The organism is Paenibacillus montaniterrae, from assembly GCF_018403185.1.
Taxonomy (GTDB): domain Bacteria; phylum Bacillota; class Bacilli; order Paenibacillales; family Paenibacillaceae; genus Pristimantibacillus; species Pristimantibacillus montaniterrae.
On the sequence record NZ_BOSE01000006.1, the window covers coordinates 159,105 to 182,158 of the forward strand.

A 23,054-nucleotide genomic window follows, 5' to 3' on the forward strand; every position below is an offset into this window, starting at 1 on the left:
ATTACATAACTCTACCACATTTTACTATACTAAAGTGCAATAGATTTGACAATTTGCTGCAGCTGCTTTCAAACGCCATATTCATATAAAACAGCAAAAAAATACCTTCAGAAGCTCAATCATGATAAACTCATGATCTTAAGCCTGTGAAGGTATGGAGGTGTATAGTGATATGTTGATATGGTGAAAGAACAGTGAAGCTTAAGCCTCCGCCTGCATCACCCAGTGTCCCGGACTCGCCTCCACCAAACGAGCATTGGAGAGCTGGTAAGGATCGCCTTGATCCAGTTCCTCGACGCGCAGCTGCTTGCGATCCGGCACAATATCAGGATCAGGGATTGGGATTGCAGTAAGCAACGATTGGGTATAAGCATGCAGTGGGTTGGCAAACAGCTCCTCGCTCTCGGCCAGCTCAACAATTTTCCCGCGATACATAACCGCAACACGGTCGCTAATTTGCTTAACCATCGCCAAATCATGAGCAATAAACAGATACGTCAAGCCAAGACGCTGCTGAAGCTCCTGCAGCAGCTCGGCAATCTGCGCTTGAATAGAAACGTCAAGCGCTGAAAGCGGCTCGTCGCAAACGATAAATTCCGGATTAACAGCAAGCGTTCTGGCAATACCGATCCGTTGCCGCTGCCCGCCTGAAAATTCATGCGGATAGCGCATCGCATGCGAGGCTTCCAGTCCAACCATTTCAAGCAGCTCTTCAACTCTGCTTTGCCGCTCGCGCTTACTGGATACAAGTCCGTGTACGTCCAGAGGCTCGCCAATAATGTCAGCGACGCGCAATCTAGGGTTCAAAGAGGCGAATGGGTCCTGAAAGATCATGCCCATATGGCGTCTCAGCTTTTTCAGTTCTTTTTTATTCAAATGCTGCAGCGGAAAGCCTTTAAACAGCACCTCGCCGCCAGTAATTTCGTGCAGCCGCAAAATGCTTCTGCCTGTCGTTGACTTGCCGCTTCCCGATTCGCCTACCAGGCCAAGCGTTTCTCCGCTTTGAATATGAAAGCTGATATCATCAACTGCCTTAAGCGTTCTCCCTTTTCCCAAATCAAAATGCTGCTTCAAAGACGAGACAGCAATGAGTGGAGTGTCTGCTTGTTTATGAACAGAGCCAGCAGCTGACGACTTCTGTTTCTTCTGATCAAGCCGCGGCAGCGCGTTTAACAGCCGCTTCGTATATTCATGCTGTGGATTTTTGAATATTTCTCTCGTTTCTCCGCTTTCAACGATCTCGCCGTTTTTCATAACGATCACCCGATCGCACATGCCTGCTACAATTCCCAGATCATGCGTTATCAAAATAATCGCCGTGCCAAATTGCGCCTGCAGCTCCTTCATTTGCTGCAAAATTTGCGCTTGAATCGTTACATCGAGCGAGGTTGTCGGCTCATCAGCAATTAAAATCGAAGGCGAGCAGGCCATTGCCATTGCAATCATCGCACGCTGTCTCATACCGCCCGAAAATTCATGAGGATATTGGCTGTAGCGGATTTCGCTGTTTTGAATGCCGGCAAGCTTAAGCATGTTAATCGCTTCTTGCTTTGCTTGCTCGGGCTTCATCGCTCTATGCCTGAGCAAGCCCTCCTCGATCTGGCGGCCAACGCGCATCGTCGGATTGAGTGAAGACATCGGGTCCTGGAACACCATGCTAATGTCGCGTCCGCGGATTTGCTCCATTTGCTGCTCTGATTTTTGCGCCAGGTTTTCGCCATTAAACCAAATTTCTCCACTCTTCATCATCGAAGGAGGAGAAGGCAGCAGCCGCATAATAGAGCGAGCCGTTACACTTTTTCCACTGCCTGATTCCCCGACAATGCCTAATGTCTCGCCTTGATTCAAATGAAAGCTGACGCCTTTTACAGCTTGAACCTCTTTGTCATGGGCGAAAAAGGACACTGATAAATTGTCTACCTTTAATAATGCGCTCATCCTATCACCTTCAAAGTCAATGATGTCTATATCGTTAAGCTTTAATGACATGCTTGGAATAAATTATCTTGTTCTTTCCAAAACTAAGCCTCAGCCTGCTTGTCAACCTTTTTTTCAGTATTGACAGGTGGGTGGCCTCAAAATATAATCTACTATATCTATAGGAATAATGCAATTTAAATTCAAGCCGCAATCGTATATATTAAATCGTATATAATTAATGAAATTGAACTTATACCATATTAACTGATTGTCAGAACGAGAACAACAAAGGAGTAGATAGCATTGACAGGGCAAGTTGCATTACATCAGGACAGCATCGCAGACAAAGCTGTCTCTATCTACAAAAAAATGCTGCGACATCCTACTTATAAATGGCTCTTGCTCATTTTAGGCTTGCCGCTATCCATTATTCTAATTCCAATCTTCCGCTATTTTTCGGCAAAAAGCGGATATGCTCGTCTTAAGGAAAGCACTGTACAGGAGCTGACGCAATCAGGTCTGCCAGCGCAGTTGTTGCAGGAGGCACGCGAGCAGGTCAGACGCAAGCACCAATTTTTTGGGCAGTCGGTTAACGAAAAAGCGCTTGAGCAGGAAGCCAAAGCATGGGCTGACACAAAATTTTCAAATGCAGTAGATCAGCGCATGCAGCTTCAACAGCACACAGCAGAACCGTTTATGTTCGAGCATGCGTTTCAATGGTTTATTATGCACCCCGCTCGCTTTGCGTTATCCATTATTATTGCATTTCCCATGTACGTGCTGATGCTGATTTACAGCAACCCTTATGTGAAATACATTATTGAACGGTTAGTTATGGCTGTATTAGTCATTTTAGGCGTATCTGTACTCGTGTTTACGATTTTATATATTTCTCCAATGGACCCGGCGTCTAATTTGTTAGGTGAAACGGCAACCGAGGAGCAAATTGCCTCCTTCAATCAACTGTACGGTCTGGATCAACCTTATCTGGTTCAGCTCTGGGACACATTAAAAGGCATTGTAACACTAGATCTCGGCAAATCCTTTGCAGGCAATGAGCTCGTATCAACTGCGATTGCCAACAAATTTCCGATTACACTTACGTTGACCGTCATTGCTACCATTCTGGCGGTTATAATCGCTTTGCCAATCGGTATTATTTCTGCAACCAAGCCTAATTCGGTATTCGACTATTCCTTTATGTTCATTGCTCTGCTTGGACTGTCGATTCCAAACTTTTGGCTTGGGCTAATTTTTATATTGAATTTTTCGATTAAGCTGTCCTGGCTCCCGGCAACCTACAGCCCGGGGAACTGGATGTCGGCGATTATGCCTGTTGTCGTGCTGGGCACGGCGCTAATGGCTTCTGTCGCCAGAATGACTCGCTCCTCAATGCTTGAGGTCATTCATGAGGATTACATTATTACAGCCAGAGCCAAGGGCTTGAAAAGCAGGCATGTGCTGTGGAAGCATGCTATCGGCAATGCCTTGATTCCGATTATTACTGTAATCGGCTTGCTGTTCGGCAGCATGCTTGGCGGCGCGGCAGTGACAGAAAAGGTATTCAATATTAGCGGGATCGGAAGCTACATTGTCGACAGGCAGTTTATACCGGATATTCCTAGCATTATGGGCGGTGTTGTCTACACTGCTATTACGATTTCAATTGTGAATGTGATCGTCGATCTGCTGTATGCCTTTTTAGATCCGCGCATCCGTTCAAAAATGAAACAATATTAAATCAGGGGGAGACGACTGTGGTCAACATTGCATCAACACAACAGGAAATCAACTTTCGGTTGAAGTCAGCCCCGGAATATAGAGAAGCCAGCCTGGCGGGACTGCTTTCCTTATTAGTTGCCGCTATATTGCTGCTAAACGCGATATGGGTGGAAGGTAACAGCTTTCAGCCTCTTCTGCTCATCATCGGCGGCAGCTACCTGTTCTTTGCTGTTATACAGCTTGTAATCTGGTTCTTTATTCGACGCAATTTGCTCCATCATGGACATATTACGCCTGCTGTACGAAGATCAGGCTATTTGCTGCTGCCAGCGATTTTGGTTGCCAATGTGTTTGTAGTCATTGCTGGCAGCCAGCTGATTAAACGTTCAAAAAGCACTGCCTATACTTTGGCTGTTTATACACTGCTGTCCACGATTTTGACCTTTGCCGTTTCAGCGCTGAATACACTGAAGCCTTATGTAGCAGATTACTTCTTAATTGGCATGGCGCTGCTGTTAATTTGCGCCATTTTCCAGCTTGTTTCACTACTGCTGCTTGCCAAATATAAGCAAGAGGATTTTCTGCCACGCTGGATGTACGTGGTCGCAGCAATACTCATTGCAACAGCCGCTACCGGAAATGTGTTCGCTTTGTTCCTGGGCATTATGCTAATTGCGAAAATCCGCAATCAAGGCTACACCTCGGGAACGCGCTTCGGCGAAATTTTCGAGAAGCTGGCCAGAAGCATGACGTCCATGCTGGGCTTGCTTTTTGTATCTTTTTTAGTTACATTAGCAATTACAAGCATGCTTACCTTTGACAGCAGCTTGGCGATTGACAACAACTACAGCGCAATTTTACAGCAGCCTAGCGCAATGTACCCGCTTGGCACCGACAATTTCGGACGCGATTTATTTTCCCGCATCATAATGGGGGCTAGAATATCGCTGCTTGTCGGCGTTCTAACGACGGTTATTCCATTAATAATTGGCGGATTGCTTGGCGCGATTTCAGGCTATTATGGCAAGCATACGGACAATATTATTATGAGAGCCTTGGACATTTTGTACGCTATTCCGGGCATTCTGCTGGCAATTGCTATTATCGCAGCTTTTGGCGCTGGTATCTTTAATCTTATTATTGCGCTCAGCATTGGCTCAATTCCAACCTATGCGCGGATTATGCGGGCGAATGTACTGCAGGTTTCCTCACTGGAATATGTGCAAGCCGCTTCAGCGATCGGCTCCAGTGACCGCTTGATTTTATTCCGTCATATTTTGCCCAATACGGTTGCACCGATGATTGTGCAGTCCACGCTTACAATCGGTACTGCCGTCATTTCAACAAGCAGCCTAAGCTTTCTAGGGCTTGGCGTTGAGCCGCATATACCGGAGTGGGGCAATATTTTGAAGCTGGGCAGCGCTTATTTGGAAACTCATCCTTATACCGCGATCTACCCTGGTCTTGCCATTATTCTGCTCGTGCTTGCCTTCAACTTTTTAGGAGACGGCCTGCGCGATGCGCTTGATCCGAAGCTTAACTAGGCAATGAGCTTAAGCGTCACTTAGCAGCGGATCTGTCACGCTTGTATTCTATCGCCTTGCTGAATGCATATTAAGGCTATGCTTAAGATGGGCTTTGAATAATCAATACATTTCATATAAACAACATTGGAGGGAAATAGCATGAAAAAAAATATGAAATTCATCGCCTTGCTGCTGATCGTTTCCGTGGTGCTAAGTGCCTGCACATTGAAAACGAAAGACGAATCCGGCGAGTCAACTACACCATCTAATAATGCCAACGTCGATCAGACGCCTGTCGATATCGAGCTGCTTGGCATGAGTGCCAATGAGGATGATCTTAACATTGTGCGCGACCAGCTTGCCAAAAACGGCTTTAACGTCAAGCTGAACATTCAGCCTGACTACGGCAGCTTCAAGACACAAGAGGATGCCGGCAATTTCGATATTTCCTTGTCCAGCTGGACTACGGTTACAGGTAACCCGGACTATGCTGTCCGCTCCTTGTTCAAAACTGGCGGAGACTACAGCATTTTGTCTGATCCGGAAATCGATGCGTTGATTGATGAAGCATCGACGCAAACGCCTGAGCAATATCAAGACACGTACAAACGCTTTGAAGAAGCGCTGGTGTTTGAAAAAGCTTATATCGCTCCTTTATTTAATTCGATTAAATCGCAAGCATTCAACAAAGAGGTTTTGGCCGCAGACTCTGTACGCATCTCCAAATCCCGTTCTTTGCCTTGGGAGGAGCTTGAATTTACGGACACTGCAAAGCACGGCACTGACCCGCTAATTTTGCAATCGACATTCCCTACCCTGACTTCTCTTGATCCAATCAAGGGCAATGACGGTTCGATCAATATTATTAATACAAACCTGTATGTTCGTCTTGTTAACTTGACTGATGACGATAAAATTACGTCAGACGGCTCGCTTTCCTTAAATCATGCGATCGCGGAAGGCAATACCGAATACTACTTTATTTTGCGCGACGATATTAACTTTGCTAAAGTTACAGACAAAAAAGCAGTTGATTCCGGCGAGCGTGTCGGAGCAGACGATGTTATCTTCTCCTTGAACCGTGCCAAAGACAGAAACTCTGTGCCTGATCATCGTACCTATACGCTGCATGAGCATATTAATACGGTTGAGACTGTAACGGATCTTGCCGCTCTTGACGCACTTAAGGTTTCTGGCAGCGACGAGACAGTTCGAGCAGCGCTAGAGAAAGGCCTGGATGTTAAAATTTCCGAGCTTGTTGCCGATAAAAAAGATGCCAACAACAAAGAAGGCAAATACCAGGTTGTGAAGCTAACGACAACGACACCGTTCCCGCAGGTGCTTAACTATTTGGCTCACCAATCTGCAGGTATCGTTTCTCAGAAGCAGGTTCAAGCGATTAATACGTATGATGTAGAAAACTTCGATGTGAACAAAGATATTCCATATGGCGATCAAAATACCGTTACGGAAGGAAGCCAATACAACAATACGCTGTATACGAGCGGCCCTTACATTTTATCCCATAAAAACGACTACGAGGCTACCTTCTATAAAAACCCTGCGTATATGAAGGGTACTGAGCATGAGCCAAGAATCGAAAACATTAAAATCAAATTCATTCAGGATGCTGACAGCACGTTATCAGCGCTTCGCAGCGGAGAAATCCACTTGTTCTACGGCGTCAGCGAGTCCAAATTTGACGTTGTAAAAGGCGACAGCAAGCTAGAGCTGCAGTCCATTCCGAGCAACGCGGTATCGTACTTGCTATTCAACACAAGCAATCGTCCAGTAGCTGAAAGTGCAGATTTGCGCAAAGCGGTGCTGTACTCGATTAACCAGGAAGAATTTATTACGTTCTACTCTGGCAACAAGTACAAAGCTACCTCAACCCTTAGCCCAATCGTCAACACTGGTTTGGAGCTTAAAGCAGATGCAGCTAAAGCTAAAGAGCATCTGAATGCTTATAAAGCAAGCAAATAATCGGATAGATCATTTGGCGTAAAAGTCAAAACTGAGAGGCTGCCTATTGGCAGTCTCTTGCTTTAACCGCAGCTGCTATGAAAAGAATGATTATGACAGGGAGAGATACGCGATGAGTGAAACGACACAAGGAACAAAAACGAAGCTGTCGCAATGGGAAGCGTTAATGCTGGAATCATTGCGCGGACTTGGCTGGTCAGATGACGAATTGATCGATCGGGTTATGCGTCAGGAGCTGCCTCAGGATGATAGCAAATTTGAATTTGATTACTCGGGATTGGCTGCGCTGGCCAATGAGCAGCAGGAGACCTTTATAAGTGCGGTCAAGGATGGCTATACGATCAAATACAATACGATTCGCGGCATCCATAGCTGGATTTTGCTTACCTTCAAGCAGGACGCCCAACTCATGCTTGAGCCACCCGACGCAGAAGCGATTTATGCCGAGCTTAGTGACAGTGAAGCCAAGCGGCTCGCTTCCGTTCTATCATTCGGCTGGCAAATTAAAACTGTCTCTCGTGACGCAGAGCAGGCATTAACATCAGGCAAGCAAGTAGAGCCAGGAAAGCAAACATATGAAATTAAGCCGATTGCCGGCAATTAGCAGACAGCAAAGGACAGCATGTTCAAGCACTTCAGCTTGAGCTCGCTGTCCTTTGCTGTTCAGGACCAAAGAAGATGACACGATACTAGAAGGCGAGGAGCGCAGCGTAGGCACAAGCTACGTGAGCACCGGAATTTTCGCTAGCGTTCAAGATTCGACGTCGAATAACCTCCAACGCAATCGCATCGTCATCAAAGTCCTGCTTTTTAACCTACTTCTTCCAATCGAGGTTTAAAAAGCTGGGCTTTCAGGACCAAGAAGCTTGGACGCTAGTAGAAAATGAGGAGCGCAGCGTAGGCAAATTGCTACGTGAGCACCGGAATTTTCGCTAGCGTTCAAGATTCGCCGTCGAATCCGCAACAGAGAAGTTACATCGTCATCAAAGTCCAGCTTTTTAAACTTCCCCTTCCAATCGAGGTTTAAAAGCTGGGCTTTCAGGACCAAGAAGATGGCAAGATACTAGAAGGCGAGGAGCGTAGCGTAGAGCGTTGCTACGTGAGCACCGCAGCCTTCGGTAGCGTGACATATTCGCCGTCGACTAAGCTACAAAGCATCACATCGTCATCAAAGTCCAGCTTTTTAACCTACCTCTCTTAAAACAGCTTGTTACGCACGAGCAGTGCTGCCCCCGTCGCAACAGCATCCTCCAGCAACAGCCCTTCCATAAATTGCGCCTGGTATAGCGGCGAGTTGTACGTATACTTATGCGCGATGCTGGCTACAATTTCCGAGTAGCCTTTGTATGCCGAAATGAGCGCCCCGCCAATAATGACCTGATGCGGCTGAAACGTATTAATTAAATTCGCTACGCCTATGCCTAAATACATAGCAGACTGATGAAACAGCTCGCGCACGACTGGGTTTTCATGCCTCAGCTCGCGAATTAAAAAATCAAAATCAATTTGCGCTTCCTGAGCTGGAGCTGGGGTTGTCGAGCTTATACCCGTTCTGCCCAACCGATACTGTGTTTTATATTGCTCAACCAGGGCAGGAATCGACGCGTAATTTTCCAGCGCGCCTGCCGGCTTCCCTGGCAATATTGGCGGATCTCCTGCTCTAATAATCATCTCGCCAAATGCGCCTTCGCGATCATAGCTGCCCTGTACCAGGCTGCCGCCGGAAATCATCGCCGTGCGCAAGCCAACTCCTGCATTAATATAAAGCAAATGCTCAGCTTCAAGCCCTTGCTTGCGAAACATTAGCTGCTCGCCAATAGCTGCACAATCTGCGCCATTGTCAACCAATACAGGCATATCCATCCATTGTGCGACAAGCTCGGAGATCGGCAAATTCGCCCAGCCCTCTGCCGGAAAATGTGCAGGATTGATTAAAACGCCGCTCGTGCGATCAAGCGGACCGATTGAACCGATGCCAATGCCGACGATTTGCTCAAGCGAAAGCTGATGATCCTTGCAATAAGCGGAAATTTTTTGCGCGACAAGCTCGATAAACACCTCTGGCTTCATTGAGCTGTCCATTCTCCAGCGCGTAAGCGATTTCGCGTTAAGCGCCAGGTCATACAAACCAAGTGTCGCGTAAAAGCGTGAAATTTCAATCCCGACAATATAACCGTAATCGTGATTCACATTATATAAAATCGGCCTCCGTCCACCCTTGGACGGGCCGTAGCCGGAAGAAAGCAGCAAGCCTTCCTCTACCATATCCTGCAGCAGTCTGCTGGCAGTAGAGCTCGCTAGTTGCAGCGCTTGCTGAATCTCTTCCTTCGCGACATCATTTCGCTGTGCAATATATTGAAAAATGCCTCTTTTAGACGGAGATAAAGAAATAGAGCGTCTCATTATACACTGCCCTCAATTCTCAAGTAATAATATAGGAATTATATACTATAACCATTATAACGAACAGTCCACACAAAAAAATGATTTTCTCTTTAAACTTAATCCCAAAATGGAATAAAGATGATATGATATATAAAGACTTATCTAATCGGGAGTGATTATCTTTGACTAAAATTAAAAGGTTATTCTCTTTTTGGGAAAAACTTGAGAAATATACCCTTTTCCAGCTATTTGTCTCATTTTTGAAAATTAGCCCCTCCTCTTTCGGCGGCGGTTATGCCTTAATTCCAATCATCGAAAAAGAGGCCGTCCAGCAGCGCAAATGGTTAAGTGAGAGGGAAATTGCTGATGTCTTTGCCTTGGCTCAATCCGCTCCAGGTGCAATTGCTTTGAACTCGGCGATTTTTATCGGGTACCGTATGAAGGGAAAGCTTGGAGCGCTGGCTGCGCTAAGCGGCATCATCCTCCCCACCTTTCTTATTATGATCGTTTTATCCTTATTATTTTTGCAGGTTCACGATCATCCGAAGGTTGAAGCTGCCTTCACCGCTATTCGTACGACGATACTGGCGCTTATCGTCTATGCGGCGTTAAAAATGGGCAAGCAAGCGATTGTCAACTATGCAGCAATGATTATTTGCATTGCCGCTGTGCTGGCACTCTATTTCTTCAGCAGCTGGCTACACCCAATTTTTATTATTGTACTAGGCGCGATAGCCGGAATTGCAGTCTGCTCCCGCCATTCTGACGAGCTGCAACAGACCAAGCAAGAAGAAAAGCAGCAAACAGCTGCCCAGGATGATTATAGCGACTATATGATATAGCGAGGTAGATGCAGCATGATGGAGCTTCTCCAACTCTTTATTACCTTTTTTATGATCGGCCTTGTATCATTTGGCGGCGGGTATGCGATGATTCCGCTCATGCAAACGGAAGTAGTCAACCGCTATCAATGGCTGACCCTCGATCAATTTACTGACGTAACCGCCATCGCCGGCATGAGTCCGGGACCAATTGCCGTCAATATGGCGGTTTCGATCGGCTATATGCATAAGCAATTGCCTGGAGCTGTTGCTGCAACACTTGGCATTATCGGGCCTGCCTTTTTATGCATTTTAGTACTCGCCGCTTTCTACAAGAGAATGAAAAACAACCGTTACTGGCAAGGCTCCATGTTTGGAGTCCGCGCTGCTGTAACAGGCTTTATTGTTTATTCCGCGATCATATTTACTAAAAACAACGCTCTGTTCGGGGCAAATATGTGGTACACGCTTAGCCAGCTTATTATTTTCGGCGGTTCCTTTATTGCGATCGCCTATCTTAAAAAACATCCAGTCTATGTCATTGCTATATCAGGCTTGGTCGGGATCGCGTTATACAGCTAATCTCAAACTAATCGCATATCTTTCTGGAAATTAGAAATAATAGTGATGCGCAGCTTGCGCAAGTACACCATATCAATTTACGCTTACAGAAAGGTGCGTGCTGCAGATGGAGCTGCTTAAGGATTTAGGTGTCGTCATGATCAGAGTTGTTACCATCTTTCCCTTGATGCTGGCTGTCACACTGTTTATGGGGCGAAGAACGATAGGTGAAATGCCTGTATTTGATTTTCTAATTATTATTGCTTTAGGTGCTGTTGTCGGGGCAGATATTGCCGATCCGAACATTGAGCACATTCCAACTATATTTGTTATTCTGCTAGTCGCTCTGCTGCAAAAGTTGTTTTCGATCAGTTCAATCCGTTATCGCAGGTTTGGCAAACTAATTTCCTTCGAGCCCATCATTATCGTTTATCAAGGGAAGCTAATCCATAAAAATATGAAGAAGATCAAATATTCTGTAGACAACGTGCTACATATGCTGCGCGAGGAACAGATATTTGATCTAAAGGACGTTCATTTATGCGTCGTAGAATCGAATGGGCGAATTAGCGTTTTGGAGAAAACAGAGCCGCCGCAGCCCGAGGCTGCAATTTCATTTCCTATTATAAAGGAAGGGAAGATCGAGGTCGCCATATTGTCCGGGCTCGGCATTAGCGAGGCGTGGGTAAGACAGCAGCTGGCACAAAGGCAGCTTGCTCTGGATTCTGTTTTTCTCGCAACAGTCGATCAAAACAAAATTCTTTCCATCACGCTATACGAGGAGGAAGCCCATCAAAGCCTGCCACCCATTATCCATTAGCATTAGCAGCCTTGCACGCCTCTTCTCCCTACACGATCACCCTGCTCGTTACCTCAACCAGCTTGTCCGCAATTTTCTCAAGCGGCATAATATAGTCTACAGTCCCCGATTCAATAGCTGCTCTCGGCATTTCAAATACGGTGCATTTCATTTTATCCTGAGCGATAATCGAAGCAGCGCCAGCCTGCTTGGCCTCTGGCAGCTGCTGCGCGCCATCCTTGCCATTTCCCGTCAACACGACATAATGGCTTTTGAGCTCACGCAGCTTGCTTACCGAGGCAAATAACTCGTTGATCGGCCAACCAGACAGCTCTTCCTGCTCCTGCTGCTGCAAAGCAATGCGCAGCCGCCCGTTCCTATTAACGACCTTCATCAAACTGCCGCCAGGCGCCACATACACATGTCCATTAAGCACAATATCCCCATGACACGCCTCCTTCACCCGCAACGCGGAAATACTGTCCAAATGCTCCGCAAGTGCTGCTGTAAAGCGCGGCGGCATATGCTGCACAATTAAAATCGGGTAGGCAAAGCTTGACGGCAAAGCAGACAATATTTGCGACAGCACCTGGGTTCCGCCAGCAGCCGCACCGATAGCCACGATCTGCTCAACCTCAAGCTCGGAATAGGGATTCGTTTTAGGCATGCCGGACATCATTTTTAGAGCCGCATAAAACGGAACACCCGACCAGGGGCTTAAATAATTCACTTTTGCCGCCGCCTTAATCTTTTGCAGCAATTCAACTTGAAAATCGTACTCATCACTGAACTGTTCGCATTTCGGCTTTTGCACAAAGTCAATGGCACCTTCATGAAGTGCAGCAATCGTTTGCCTAATGCCATAGTAAGTAGGTGAAGCAAGCATAATGATCGGAGCAGCCGCAGCTCTCATAATATCAGCTACCGCAATTGCAACATTTTCGGCAGACAGCTCGCTTGCCATGACAACAACATCCGGTCTGACACGCTGCACTTTTTCTGCTATATCATATCCACTGCTGGATATATCGATTATTTCCAGAAAATGATCCTCTTTTACTGCTGCCCTTATCAGCTTTCTTATGAATGGATCGTCGTCAGCAACCAGTATTTTTATTCGCACTTTTTTACACATCCCAACTATGAAAACTTCTAATTTTAAGATCATAAAGAGCTAGTAATTTAGGACTAATTTTCATAATTCTATGATTTTGGAAAAGCTGTTACTAAGACCATTATACCATCTTTTAGTAATTTTAGTACGTGAATAATAGGTTGTAATTAAAAGTTTGCGAAAAGGATACACTTAAAATAAAAGGAGTTGTCCCTAATCATGAACTTAAGAGATGCACGCAAATTAAAACAACTTAGTCAAGAAAAAGTTAGCAGATTGGTCAATATTTCCTTGAAGCATTACCAGAACATTGAATACGGCATAGCAATGCCAACCGTGAACATCGCTTTGCACATTTGCGAGGTCCTTGAGGTAGACCCGCGCACTATTGAGGAGTGGAAGGATAGAAAAAAAACGCAATAATCCATGAAAGGATTAATAAAAAAAGCCCAGTCACCATTTGATGACTGGGCTTTATCATTAAGAAAGGATGCAATTCATCTGCAATTTTGCATAACCTTTCAAGCTTACATATTCATTTAAAAAGGCGGGTACAATAGCCTGCGCACTAGCCTTTCACCGACCCCGCTGTTAACCCTCTTACTAGAGATTTATACGTAAAGAAGCCGATCAGAATCGGGATAATAACAACCATCGTTCCGGCAGCTGACATTTTGCCCCAGAAATAACCTTGCTGCGTCATAAATTTACTCATATACACAGGCAAAGTCGCCGATTGCGTAGCAGTCGCAGTAACTGCGAAGAAAAACTCATTCCATGTCACAATAAACACTAACAACGCAGAAGAAATGATTCCGTTTTTAATTAAAGGCAGCATAATCTTGAAAAAGGTTCCGGCCTTGGAGCAGCCATCGATTTTTGCCGCCTCTACAATTTCACCAGGAATTTCTTTGAAATACGTCGTGCACATCCAGATCATTAATGGAATTCCCGCTCCTGTATTCAACAAAATTAAAGCTAGCTTGGTGTCCAGCAAATGAAGCTTTGCCAGTACAATATAGACCGGTGTAATGACGGCCACCGCAGGCAAAAAGATCGTTGTAATAAACCAAAAATATATATTGTTTGCTTTTTTAAGCGATGAGTAAACAAGCGCATAAGCGCCCAACACTCCCAAAATGGCCGATACCGCAACGGTTCCCGCTGTAACGAGCACAGAATTGTTTAAATGCTTGAAAAATTCAGGCGTAACGACAGCCCGATAATTTTCCAGGGTAGGCGTAAAGGTCAGCGAAGGCACAGCCACTTGACTTTCAAATTTGAAGCTGGACAAAAACATATAAAGCATCGGAAAAAGCCATAGCAGCACTACAACATACGCTATTGTTGTCAACATATTATTTTTCAAACGTCTGCTCAATCTTCTCACCACCTAAGCTTGATGTTCAACTATTTTTAGTATTGGTTTTATTCATAAAGCCGTAAAATCTTTGGACAACAATAAGCGTTAGCACTACGGTCACAACTGCTATAGCGGCAGCTGTTCCAACATTCCAATCATAGAAAAGCGCCTTATAGGAATAATACGGCAGGTTGCTCGACGAACTGCCCGGTCCACCGGATGTCGTCACGTAAATTAAGCCGAAAACCTTCAAAATATTAATCAGACCTAATGTCATAGCCACATTAATATGATCCTTAATAAGCGGCAGTTGAATGCTGGTCAGCAGCTTCCAGCCAGTCGCTCCATCGATTTTCGCACTTTCAATAATTTCAGAAGGCATATTTTGCAAGCCGGCCATTATAATAAGGAAGAAAAACGGCGTCCATTGCCATATGATCAGTATCATTATTGTAAGCAGCGCGTATTTTCCGAAGAAATCAATCGGATCAATCCCTAGCGCACTTGAAATATAATAGTTTAGTCCAAGCGATGGGTTAAGCATTAGCGTCTTCCATATAATACCTACAACCGCTTCCATTACGAAGTATGGAATAACGAACAGCGTTCTTAACAAATTCACACCTTTAAAGCTTCGATTCAGCATCAAGCCGAACAAAATGCCCAGCACAGTGCAGATTGTTAATGTTACGACAACAATTGCCAAGGAGTTAAAAACGACCTGATAAAACTGGCCGTCGGTCAAGATTTTTTTATAGTTGCTGATGCCTGCAAAATGAATGCCCAAATCAGGCCTTTTTACATTCCAGCTAATAAACGAAAAGATTATTGTAAGAATAAACGGAATTTGTGTGACTACCCCAACCACGACAAGCGCTGGAACAATTAGCAATTTACTCTTATCGCCCTTAGTATTCATTAGTTTTCTCCTCTTCCATTAATAAAAATTACTGGTACGAGCATCTCCGTACCAGTAATTTTGGAGAATGCAGTACTTGTTACTTCACGTATCCTCCTGCAACAGCTACATCGGTCAAGATTTTTTGTCCTTCTTCCAAAACTGCATCAATTGATTTTTGATCGACTAGATAGGATGCAAGCAATTGGGCGATTTGCTCACCCCAGGAAGAATATTCAGCCATATTTGGAATCGAGTTGCCCGTATATGGCGTTTTATTGATTGAAGGATTATAGAAATCCACCTGCAGGATTGCTTTTTTAGTTATATCTGCAAAATCGCTGGCTTGCTTATAGTTTTCATTGTCATACGTAGAAACGCGAGTGCCTGATGGCGTGCTTTCCCAGCCTTTTTTCTCGCCAACAAGGCTGATATATTCCTTGCTTGTCGCCCATGTCAAAAATTTGAATGCAGCATCTTTGTTTTTAGAGGAAGCGTTGATCGCCAAGCCCCAGCCACCGATCGTATTGGTTGCGTCCTGCTTCACTTGAAGCGGCGCCATTGCATATCCGATTTTTCCGGAAACCTGTGAATCCGTAGAGTTGGCGAGTGTTCCAGCAGAAACGCTGGCGTCATACCACATCGCAGCCTTGCCTGTTGACATCAAATTCAATGCTTCTGTGTAGCCGGTAGAGGTTGGCCCCGCTTGACCAGCGTCAGCTAAAATTTTCTTGTAAAACTCAATTGCATTTTTCATTTCTGGCGTATTGAAGGTAGCATTCCAGTCCACATCATAGTATTGCGCGCCAAATGCGTTGGCAATGGAGCTGAAAATGAACATGTTTTGCCCACTTCCTGGCAAGCCGCGCAATGCGATGCCTGCTATTCCTTGCGCTTTATCCTGCGCCTGTACTGCCAGCTCATACACTTGTTCCCATGTTGGATTTTCCGGCATCGTCAAGTTCTTTGCTTCAAAAATCTCTTTATTATAGAACAATAAGGTCGTTTCTGCGTAAAAAGGCAGTGCCCCTAGCCCTTTAGTTTGCGAGGATAGAGAATCTCTTACAACCGGGAAAACATCGTCCAGGTCATACCATGCTTTATCCTCATCGCTCATTCCATTCAACAGCTCGTCCAGCGGCTCGGTCCAGCCATTATCCAAATATACGGCTGAATCCTGTGCGCCAATTGTAAACAAGTCATATTGTCCGCCGCCCAAGCCAACGTCCTGAGTAATTTTCGAACGAATCTCATTCTCGGACAGAACCGTATAATTTACCTTGATGCCTGTTTTTGCAGTAAACTCTGAAGTCATCTCTTCCATAACGACCATATCATTGTTGTTTACTGTCGCAATATTGAGCACCACTTCCTTGCCCTTATTATTGCCGCTGTCTCCATTAGCGCTGCCGTTATTTTCAGAACAGCCGACTAATAATGAGCCGAATAGTGCAGCTACCGATAGTAAGCTTACTGCATTTTTCATCTGTTTGTTCATAAGTTGACCCTCCATTAACCGTAATGTGTTTCTATAAAATCGATAATATCGAGTGAATCCATATACTTTTTAACTACCATCAAGCCTGTCCCTTCCAGCATGCCGCCCTTCTCGCATTTAGAAATGCGAATATCAATCGAATCGACAATTTCCTCTGGCAGGTCACTGCTCAAATTCGTTTTAAGCTGCGCGATAAGCTTAGGCGAATTGACAATCATATCGCCAAACACGATCGTGTCCGGATTCAATATATAGAGCAGGTTTTTAATTCCGTATGATAGAAACCACGCCATTTGGTTGACTGCCCAAACCGCCAGCTCATCATCCTTTTCATAGTAATGATAAATATCGTTAATCGTAGAATGCTCGTGAAGCTGGCTGTGCGGAAACTCATGCAAGCGCTGTTCTACCAGGCGCACCAGGTTTTTAGGCGCCGCATAGCGCTCCAATATGCCTACTTTATTAAATTCATTGCGCTTGGCGTTGAAATTAATGCCCATATGGCCAATTTCTCCTGCGATTCCGTTCTTGCCGCGAATCAAATTTCCGTCAATAATAATCCCGCCGCCAATCCCGTCACCCAGGTTCAAATACATCATAATGCCCTTCGTATTTCCTGTTTCTTCTACGTAGTCTCTCCATTCCCTTAAGGCAGATACGTTAGCATCATGATCAATGTAAACCTTCATATGAGGGTATTTGCTCTGAATCTGCTTCTGGAAATCAACCTTGGACAGCTCGGGCATATCGTAGACTTTGGCTATCGTTTGGCCGTTATAGGTCATTAGTGGGCCGACTATGGCAATCCCGATGCCCAGCACCTTTTTGCCTGCATCCAATGCGATCATTCTGTCGATCCCTTCATAAATGATAGAAAGAATCGCCTCCACCGGAGTATCCTTATTAATTTCCACCATGCTTTCTTGCAGCACTGCCGCTTGAATATCGCATAAAGCAAACTCAATCGCGTCGCGATTAATTCGTATGGCAACGGATACTACATCATCAAGCGCCAAGGTGATGCCGGTAATTTTACGACCGTTTTCAGATTGAATTGGACCCTGTTCCTTGATTACACCCATTTCTTCAAATTCATTAATAATATTCGTAATCGTTGCTTTGTTAAGCCCGCTTTTCACTGCAAGCATTGATCTTGATATGATGCGATGTCTTAGCAGCAAGTTTAAGACGAGGCCGCGATTCGCTCTTTTTACTTCATCTATGTTTTGTGCTCGTTTCATTTTTCCTCCATTCTGTTTATCATATAAACTTTTATTGGACAAAAAATTTACATATTCAACTTTTGTTCGTTCGACAATTAGAATATATTACACACTGGAAGCGTTGTCAACTAGAAATATCGATTTAATTTCGTTGATTTTCGATAAACATCGTAAGAAATTTGTCGAATCGCTGAATATTCCACATTGAATTAATAAATTTTTTCGAATCTAAATGTTTACATGATAAACTTTATAATTTATGATATGGGTATATTTTAATACTAACACTGAATTAGACGAGGAGAAATTGATATGAGTCAAACGATGAAAGTAGCGATCATGAATACAGTCGGCAAACTGGACTTTGAGCAGAAGCCGTTGCCTCAAGTAAAGGATGATGATGTTCTTATTAAACTGGACTACGTAGGCATCTGCGGTTCAGATATGCATCTATTTGAAAACGGTTTTATCGGTGAAAAGCATGTTACAGAGCCGATCGTGCTCGGACATGAGCCTGGCGGAATTGTTGAAGCGGTCGGGAAAAATGTAACCTCGCTCAAACCTGGCGACCGCGTCGCGGTTGAACCTGGGATTCCTTGCTATACATGTGATTATTGCAAATCAGGTCGTTACAATCTTTGTCCGCATGTTTACTTCTACGCATCTTTGCCTGTGCTGGAAGGCTGCTTCGCAGAGTACATTTCCCATCCTGCGAATTTATGCTTCAAGCTTCCTGACAACGTAAGCACATTGGAAGGCGCTTTAATGGAGCCTTTGGCGGTCGGCATGCATGCCGCGCTGCAATCTGGCGCTCAGGTAGGTTCATCTGCCGTCATCCTTGGTGCTGGAGCGATCGGGCTGCTGACGATGCTTTCTTTAAAAAGCATGGGCGTAAGCACGATTACAGTTGTTGATCTTGTGCAGAATCGTCTCGACAAAGCAAAGGAGCTAGGCTGCACCCATACCATCAACGCCAGCGAGACCAATGCAATTGAAGCGGTAATGTCGCTTACAGGCGGCGAAGGCGCTGACTATGTATTTGAAACAGCCGGCTCAGAGGCAACGATAATGCAAACTGCCAAATTAGTTAAGCGCGGCGGTACGATTGTACTCGTTGGCTATACGAGCAGCGGCAAGGCGCAAATGCATGTGAACAACATTATCGATAATGAAGTAACGATTAAAACCGTATTCCGCTACCGCAACATATATCCTAAAGCAATTGAGGCTGTTGCCAGCGGCAGCATTCCACTAAAAGCGATTGTGTCCGACGTATTCGAGTTTAGCCGCATACAGGAAGCAATGGAAAAAGCGATCCAGCATAAAGATAAGGTTACCAAATGCGTCATTCGCATTCATGACTAAATTTTCGATTATATGTACGAAATGGAGGGCTATGCGTGGAAAAAGAAAGCACAATTGTTGCTGGAGTAGATTTTGGCAGTGATTCTGTAAGAGTCATTATGGTGGAAGGCGCAACAGGAACAACACTTGCTGAAGCGGCCTGTCATTACCCACGCTGGTCGACAAAACAATTTTGCAATGAAGCTATTAGTCAGTTCAGACAGCATCCATTGGATTATATCGAGGCCTTTACAAAAGCTTTCAAAACTGCACTTAACAATGCTGGCGAACAGGCTGGACAGCGGCTGCGCAGCATCGGCATCGATACGACAGGCTCAACGCCCTGCCCTATTGATGAAAACGGCGTGCCGCTCGCTTTGAAGAGTGAATTCTCAAGCAATCCGAACGCTATGTTTCATCTATGGAAGGATCACACCGCCGTCGCCGAAGCCGAGGAAATAAATACTGTTTTTTCTACCGCTGCTGAAATCGACTATACACGCTATCAAGGCACCTATTCCTCGGAATGGTTCTGGGCAAAAATTTTGCATACGATCAGAAGCGATGAGCAGGTGAAGCAAGCCGCCTACTCTTGGCTCGAGCATTGCGATTGGTTTGTCAATCTGTTGCTTGGGCAAAGCGACCCGCAGGCAATGTACCGCTCCTCCTGCGCTGCAGGCCATAAAGCGCTTTGGCACAGCCATTTTCAAGGCCTGCCGGCTGACGAGGTGCTGCTGCAGCTCGATCCCTATCTGCTGCTCGTCAAGCAAAGATACGGAGCCGGGCCAAGCCACGCTGATACAGCAGCAGGTACGATTTGCAAAGCATGGGCTGCTCAATTGGGCGTCAATGAGCAGGTCGTCATTTCCGGAAGCTCATTTGACGCGCATGCCGGAGCAGTCGGCGCAGGCATTCAGCCTCGCACACTAGTCAAGGTTGTTGGAACATCCACTGTTGATATGATGATTGAACAGCCCGAGCGTCTGGTCGGCAAGGAAATGAAGCAGATTTGCGGAATCGCCGAGCATTCAATCGTGCCCGGCTATGTAGGAATTGAAGCTGGACAAGCTGCATTTGGCGATATTTTCGCTTGGTTCAAGTCCGTCTTAATGTGGCCGCTTTCGAGCACTTTGCAGCATATGGACAGCTTAAACGAGCAGCAAAAACAACAGCTGCAGGAGCAAGCCGAACAGCAGCTGCTCGTCCAGCTCGAAGCCGCTGCCAAGCAGCTTCCGCTCGACGCAAGCCAAGTGACCGCGCTGGACTGGTTCAACGGCAGAAGATATCCGGTGCTGAATGAAAATGTTAAAGGTGTGATTGCTGGCTTGAATCTCGGCAGCACCGCTCCTGCGATTTATCAATCGCTGATTGCCGCTGCAGTTTTCGGAGCCAAGCGTATTTTTGACAGCTTCCTCGAGCACGGACTAAGCATTGATCGCATTATCATCATTGGCGGAATAGCGAAAAAATCTCCTTATATTATGCAGATGATGAGCGATGTTCTAGGACGTCCGATTATGATCAGCAAGGAGGATCAGGTTTGTGCCAAAGGAGCCGCGATTTATGGCGCTGTAGCATGCGGCTTGTTTCCCAGCATTGAGGAAGCGCAGCGCGTTTACTGCGAGCCATACGAAACAGATTATGATCCTGATTTCAGCAAGCAGCAGCTATATGAAAGCAAATATAAGCAGTATCTCGAACTGGCTCAGCATATTGAAGCCTTTCACAGCAATTAAACTACACTGATAAAGGAAGTGCATATATGAATACTAGCATCGAGCAGCTATCTGTTATGTCGTTGCGCAGCCTTGCGATTGATATGATCGAGCAGGCCGGCTCCGGCCATCCCGGCATGCCGCTTGGCTGTGCTCCTATGGCCTATGCCCTATGGACTCGACATATGAAGCATAATCCGAAAAATCCAGCCTGGTTTAACCGCGATCGCTTCGTGCTTTCCGCTGGCCACGGCTCAAGCCTGCTCTACAGCTTATTGCATCTGTCAGGCTATCCCCTTTCAATAGAAGATTTAAAGCAATTTCGCCAATGGCAAAGCAAGACGCCAGGCCATCCCGAATATAAGCATACACCGGGCATCGACGCAACTACCGGACCGCTTGGGCAAGGCATCGCTACAGCGGTAGGCCTCGCGCTTGCCGAGCAGCATCTGGCCGCCGTGTATAACCAGCCTTCTATGAGCATCATCGACCATTTTACGTATGTCATCTGTGGCGATGGCGATCTTATGGAGGGCATCTCATACGAAGCCGCATCGCTCGCAGGGCATTTACAGCTGGGCAAGCTGATTGTACTGTACGATTCCAATGATATTTCGCTTGACGGCGAGCTGCATATGACATTTTCCGAGGATGTTAAGCTGAGATTCGAGGCGCAGGGCTGGCAATATATTAAGGTTGAGGATGGCAACGACATCTCGCAAATCCTGCAGGCACTTGAGCTTGCCAAATCCGATTCCGCCAAGCCGACCTTGATCGAGGTGAAAACGACGATCGGCTTCGGCTCACCCAACAAAGCAGGCAAATCTGCCTCGCACGGCTCTCCTCTAGGTGCCGAGGAAGCTAAATTGACCAAGCAAGCCTTGGCTTGGAAGCATGAAGAAGCCTTCTACATCCCTGAGCAGGTCTATGCTCATTTTGAAGAAGAGGTCGCCCAAAAAGGAATCAGGCAGGAACAAGCATGGCAGGCATTATGGGAGCAATATGCTCTTGCCTATCCTGAGCTGGCCAAGCAGCTGCAGACGGCAATTCATAATGAGCTTGAGTTGAATTGGCAGGAGGCGTTGCCCCAATATCAATATGGCAGCGAAGCTGCAAGCCGCGCCGTTTCCGAAGAAATCATCAACCGTTTAAGCCAGCAGCTGCCAAGTCTGATCGGTGGTTCTGCCGATCTTGCCAGCTCCAACAAAACGATGATCAAGCACTCGGAGCCGTTTTTACCGCAATCCTATCAAGGCAAAAACATTTGGTTCGGCGTTAGAGAATTTGCGATGGGCGCCATGCTAAATGGGCTGGCGCTGCACGGCGGGTTGAAGCCGTACGCAGGCACATTTTTCGTTTTCTCCGACTATTTGCGTCCTGCGATTCGTCTTGCAGCGCTTATGGGTTTGCCTGTTACCTATGTATTTACGCATGACAGCATTGCAGTTGGCGAGGATGGGCCAACGCATGAGCCCATCGAGCAGCTAGCTTCCTTGCGAGCTATGCCGAACCTGTCCATTATCCGCCCTGCCGATGCCAATGAAACAGCAGCAGCTTGGCGAATTGCACTGGAATCAACCTCAACTCCAACTGCACTTGTGCTTAGCCGACAAAATCTGTCTACGATGAAGGATTCGCATCTGCTTGCCTACGATGGCGTTTCCAGAGGCGCCTATACGGTGTCCAAAGGAAATTCTGACAAACCGCACGCTTTATTATTGGCAACAGGCTCCGAGGTGCAGCTGGCGCTGCAGGTTCAACAAATGCTAGCCAAGGAGCAAATTGACGTTGCAGTAGTGAGCATGCCTAGCTGGGATCGCTTCGAACAGCAGCCAGCGGAATACAAGCATACTGTGCTTCCCCCATCCATCAAGAAGCGGGTTGCCATTGAAATGGCGGCTTCTCTAGGCTGGGAGCGCTATGTCGGCGATGAAGGAGACATTATCGCAATTGATAAATTCGGCGCCTCCGCTCCTGGAGATACAATCATCGAGCAGTATGGCTTTAGCGTCGTGCAAGTAGCGGCACGCGTTAAGAAACTGCTAGAGCTGCAGTAAGGCTGCCATGCACGATTTCGCATGGCATTATATTAGCTTTCTCTCCCCCTTATATGGAATTCAACGAGCCGCAGACGAACCGTCTGCGGCTATTTATGATGCGTCCCCTGCTTTTCGTGCCAATT

At 46.0% G+C, this 23,054-nt stretch carries 18 protein-coding genes; 11 read left to right on the forward strand and 7 right to left on the reverse strand.

Features of this window, described 5'->3' with window-relative positions:
* Positions 1-201: 201 nt before the first annotated feature.
* Positions 202-1,938: an ABC transporter ATP-binding protein gene (locus KJS52_RS27760; RefSeq protein WP_213517190.1), complete on the reverse strand. Its 1,737-nt coding sequence runs from the start codon at positions 1,936-1,938 to the stop codon at positions 202-204.
* A gap of 279 nt (positions 1,939-2,217) precedes the next feature.
* Here KJS52_RS27760 and KJS52_RS16295 point away from each other — a divergent pair, with 279 nt between their 5' ends.
* The 4 genes from KJS52_RS16295 to KJS52_RS16310 all read left to right on the forward strand — a co-directional run bounded on the left by KJS52_RS16295 (position 2,218) and on the right by KJS52_RS16310 (position 7,755).
* Positions 2,218-3,660 (forward strand): ABC transporter permease, encoded by a 1,443-nt coding sequence (locus tag KJS52_RS16295; RefSeq protein ID WP_373871371.1) that lies wholly within the window; start codon positions 2,218-2,220, stop codon positions 3,658-3,660.
* A gap of 17 nt (positions 3,661-3,677) precedes the next feature.
* Entirely contained in the window at positions 3,678-5,186 is a 1,509-nt protein-coding gene (locus KJS52_RS16300; RefSeq protein ID WP_213517192.1) for an ABC transporter permease, read from the forward strand.
* 141 nt (positions 5,187-5,327) lie between these two features.
* Positions 5,328-7,151 (forward strand): ABC transporter substrate-binding protein, encoded by a 1,824-nt coding sequence (locus KJS52_RS16305; protein WP_213517194.1) that lies wholly within the window; start codon positions 5,328-5,330, stop codon positions 7,149-7,151.
* Between the two features lie 112 nt (positions 7,152-7,263).
* On the forward strand, positions 7,264-7,755 hold the full coding sequence (locus KJS52_RS16310; RefSeq protein ID WP_213517196.1) for a hypothetical protein: 492 nt from the start codon (positions 7,264-7,266) through the stop codon (positions 7,753-7,755).
* Positions 7,756-8,348: 593 nt separating this feature from the next.
* Here KJS52_RS16310 and KJS52_RS16315 read toward each other — a convergent pair.
* Positions 8,349-9,554: an ROK family transcriptional regulator gene (locus KJS52_RS16315; protein WP_213517203.1), complete on the reverse strand. Its 1,206-nt coding sequence runs from the start codon at positions 9,552-9,554 to the stop codon at positions 8,349-8,351.
* Between the two features lie 164 nt (positions 9,555-9,718).
* On the opposite strand from KJS52_RS16315, the gene KJS52_RS16320 reads away from it, so the two are divergent.
* From KJS52_RS16320 to KJS52_RS16330, 3 genes are all read left to right on the forward strand, one after another.
* Positions 9,719-10,378 carry a chromate transporter gene (locus KJS52_RS16320; RefSeq protein WP_246563658.1) on the forward strand — a complete coding sequence of 220 codons (660 nt, stop codon included), beginning with the start codon at positions 9,719-9,721 and terminating at the stop codon, positions 10,376-10,378.
* Positions 10,379-10,396: 18 nt separating this feature from the next.
* Positions 10,397-10,939, forward strand: a complete 543-nt coding sequence (locus KJS52_RS16325) for a chromate transporter (protein WP_213517205.1) — start codon at positions 10,397-10,399, stop codon at positions 10,937-10,939.
* A gap of 136 nt (positions 10,940-11,075) precedes the next feature.
* Entirely contained in the window at positions 11,076-11,738 is a 663-nt protein-coding gene (locus KJS52_RS16330; protein WP_246563660.1) for a DUF421 domain-containing protein, read from the forward strand.
* A 28-nt stretch (positions 11,739-11,766) separates the two neighbouring features.
* Here KJS52_RS16330 and cheB read toward each other — a convergent pair whose 3' ends face one another.
* The gene (cheB, locus tag KJS52_RS16335) at positions 11,767-12,840 is read right to left on the reverse strand and encodes a chemotaxis-specific protein-glutamate methyltransferase CheB (protein WP_213517209.1); all 1,074 of its coding nucleotides are present in this window, start codon (positions 12,838-12,840) and stop codon (positions 11,767-11,769) included.
* A 210-nt stretch (positions 12,841-13,050) separates the two neighbouring features.
* Here cheB and KJS52_RS16340 point away from each other — a divergent pair, with 210 nt between their 5' ends.
* Positions 13,051-13,254 (forward strand): helix-turn-helix domain-containing protein, encoded by a 204-nt coding sequence (locus KJS52_RS16340; protein WP_213517211.1) that lies wholly within the window; start codon positions 13,051-13,053, stop codon positions 13,252-13,254.
* Between the two features lie 145 nt (positions 13,255-13,399).
* On the opposite strand, the gene KJS52_RS16345 is transcribed toward KJS52_RS16340, so the two are convergent.
* The 4 genes from KJS52_RS16345 to KJS52_RS16360 all read right to left on the reverse strand — a co-directional run bounded on the left by KJS52_RS16345 (position 13,400) and on the right by KJS52_RS16360 (position 17,831).
* Positions 13,400-14,212: a carbohydrate ABC transporter permease gene (locus KJS52_RS16345; protein WP_213517213.1), complete on the reverse strand. Its 813-nt coding sequence runs from the start codon at positions 14,210-14,212 to the stop codon at positions 13,400-13,402.
* A gap of 25 nt (positions 14,213-14,237) precedes the next feature.
* The gene (locus KJS52_RS16350; protein ID WP_213517215.1) at positions 14,238-15,113 is read right to left on the reverse strand and encodes a carbohydrate ABC transporter permease; all 876 of its coding nucleotides are present in this window, start codon (positions 15,111-15,113) and stop codon (positions 14,238-14,240) included.
* 79 nt (positions 15,114-15,192) lie between these two features.
* Positions 15,193-16,590: an ABC transporter substrate-binding protein gene (locus KJS52_RS16355; protein WP_213517217.1), complete on the reverse strand. Its 1,398-nt coding sequence runs from the start codon at positions 16,588-16,590 to the stop codon at positions 15,193-15,195.
* A 14-nt stretch (positions 16,591-16,604) separates the two neighbouring features.
* Positions 16,605-17,831 (reverse strand): ROK family transcriptional regulator, encoded by a 1,227-nt coding sequence (locus KJS52_RS16360; RefSeq protein WP_213517219.1) that lies wholly within the window; start codon positions 17,829-17,831, stop codon positions 16,605-16,607.
* Between the two features lie 294 nt (positions 17,832-18,125).
* Between KJS52_RS16360 and KJS52_RS16365 the strand changes: the two genes are divergently transcribed.
* The 3 genes from KJS52_RS16365 to tkt are packed head-to-tail and all read left to right on the forward strand — an operon-like array spanning position 18,126 to position 22,929.
* Positions 18,126-19,178: an NAD(P)-dependent alcohol dehydrogenase gene (locus KJS52_RS16365; protein ID WP_246563664.1), complete on the forward strand. Its 1,053-nt coding sequence runs from the start codon at positions 18,126-18,128 to the stop codon at positions 19,176-19,178.
* Positions 19,179-19,213: 35 nt separating this feature from the next.
* Positions 19,214-20,893: a ribulokinase gene (locus KJS52_RS16370; protein WP_213517221.1), complete on the forward strand. Its 1,680-nt coding sequence runs from the start codon at positions 19,214-19,216 to the stop codon at positions 20,891-20,893.
* 26 nt (positions 20,894-20,919) lie between these two features.
* Positions 20,920-22,929, forward strand: coding sequence for a transketolase (gene tkt, locus KJS52_RS16375; RefSeq protein WP_213517223.1), 2,010 nt, complete (start codon positions 20,920-20,922; stop codon positions 22,927-22,929).
* Positions 22,930-23,054 lie beyond the last annotated feature (125 nt).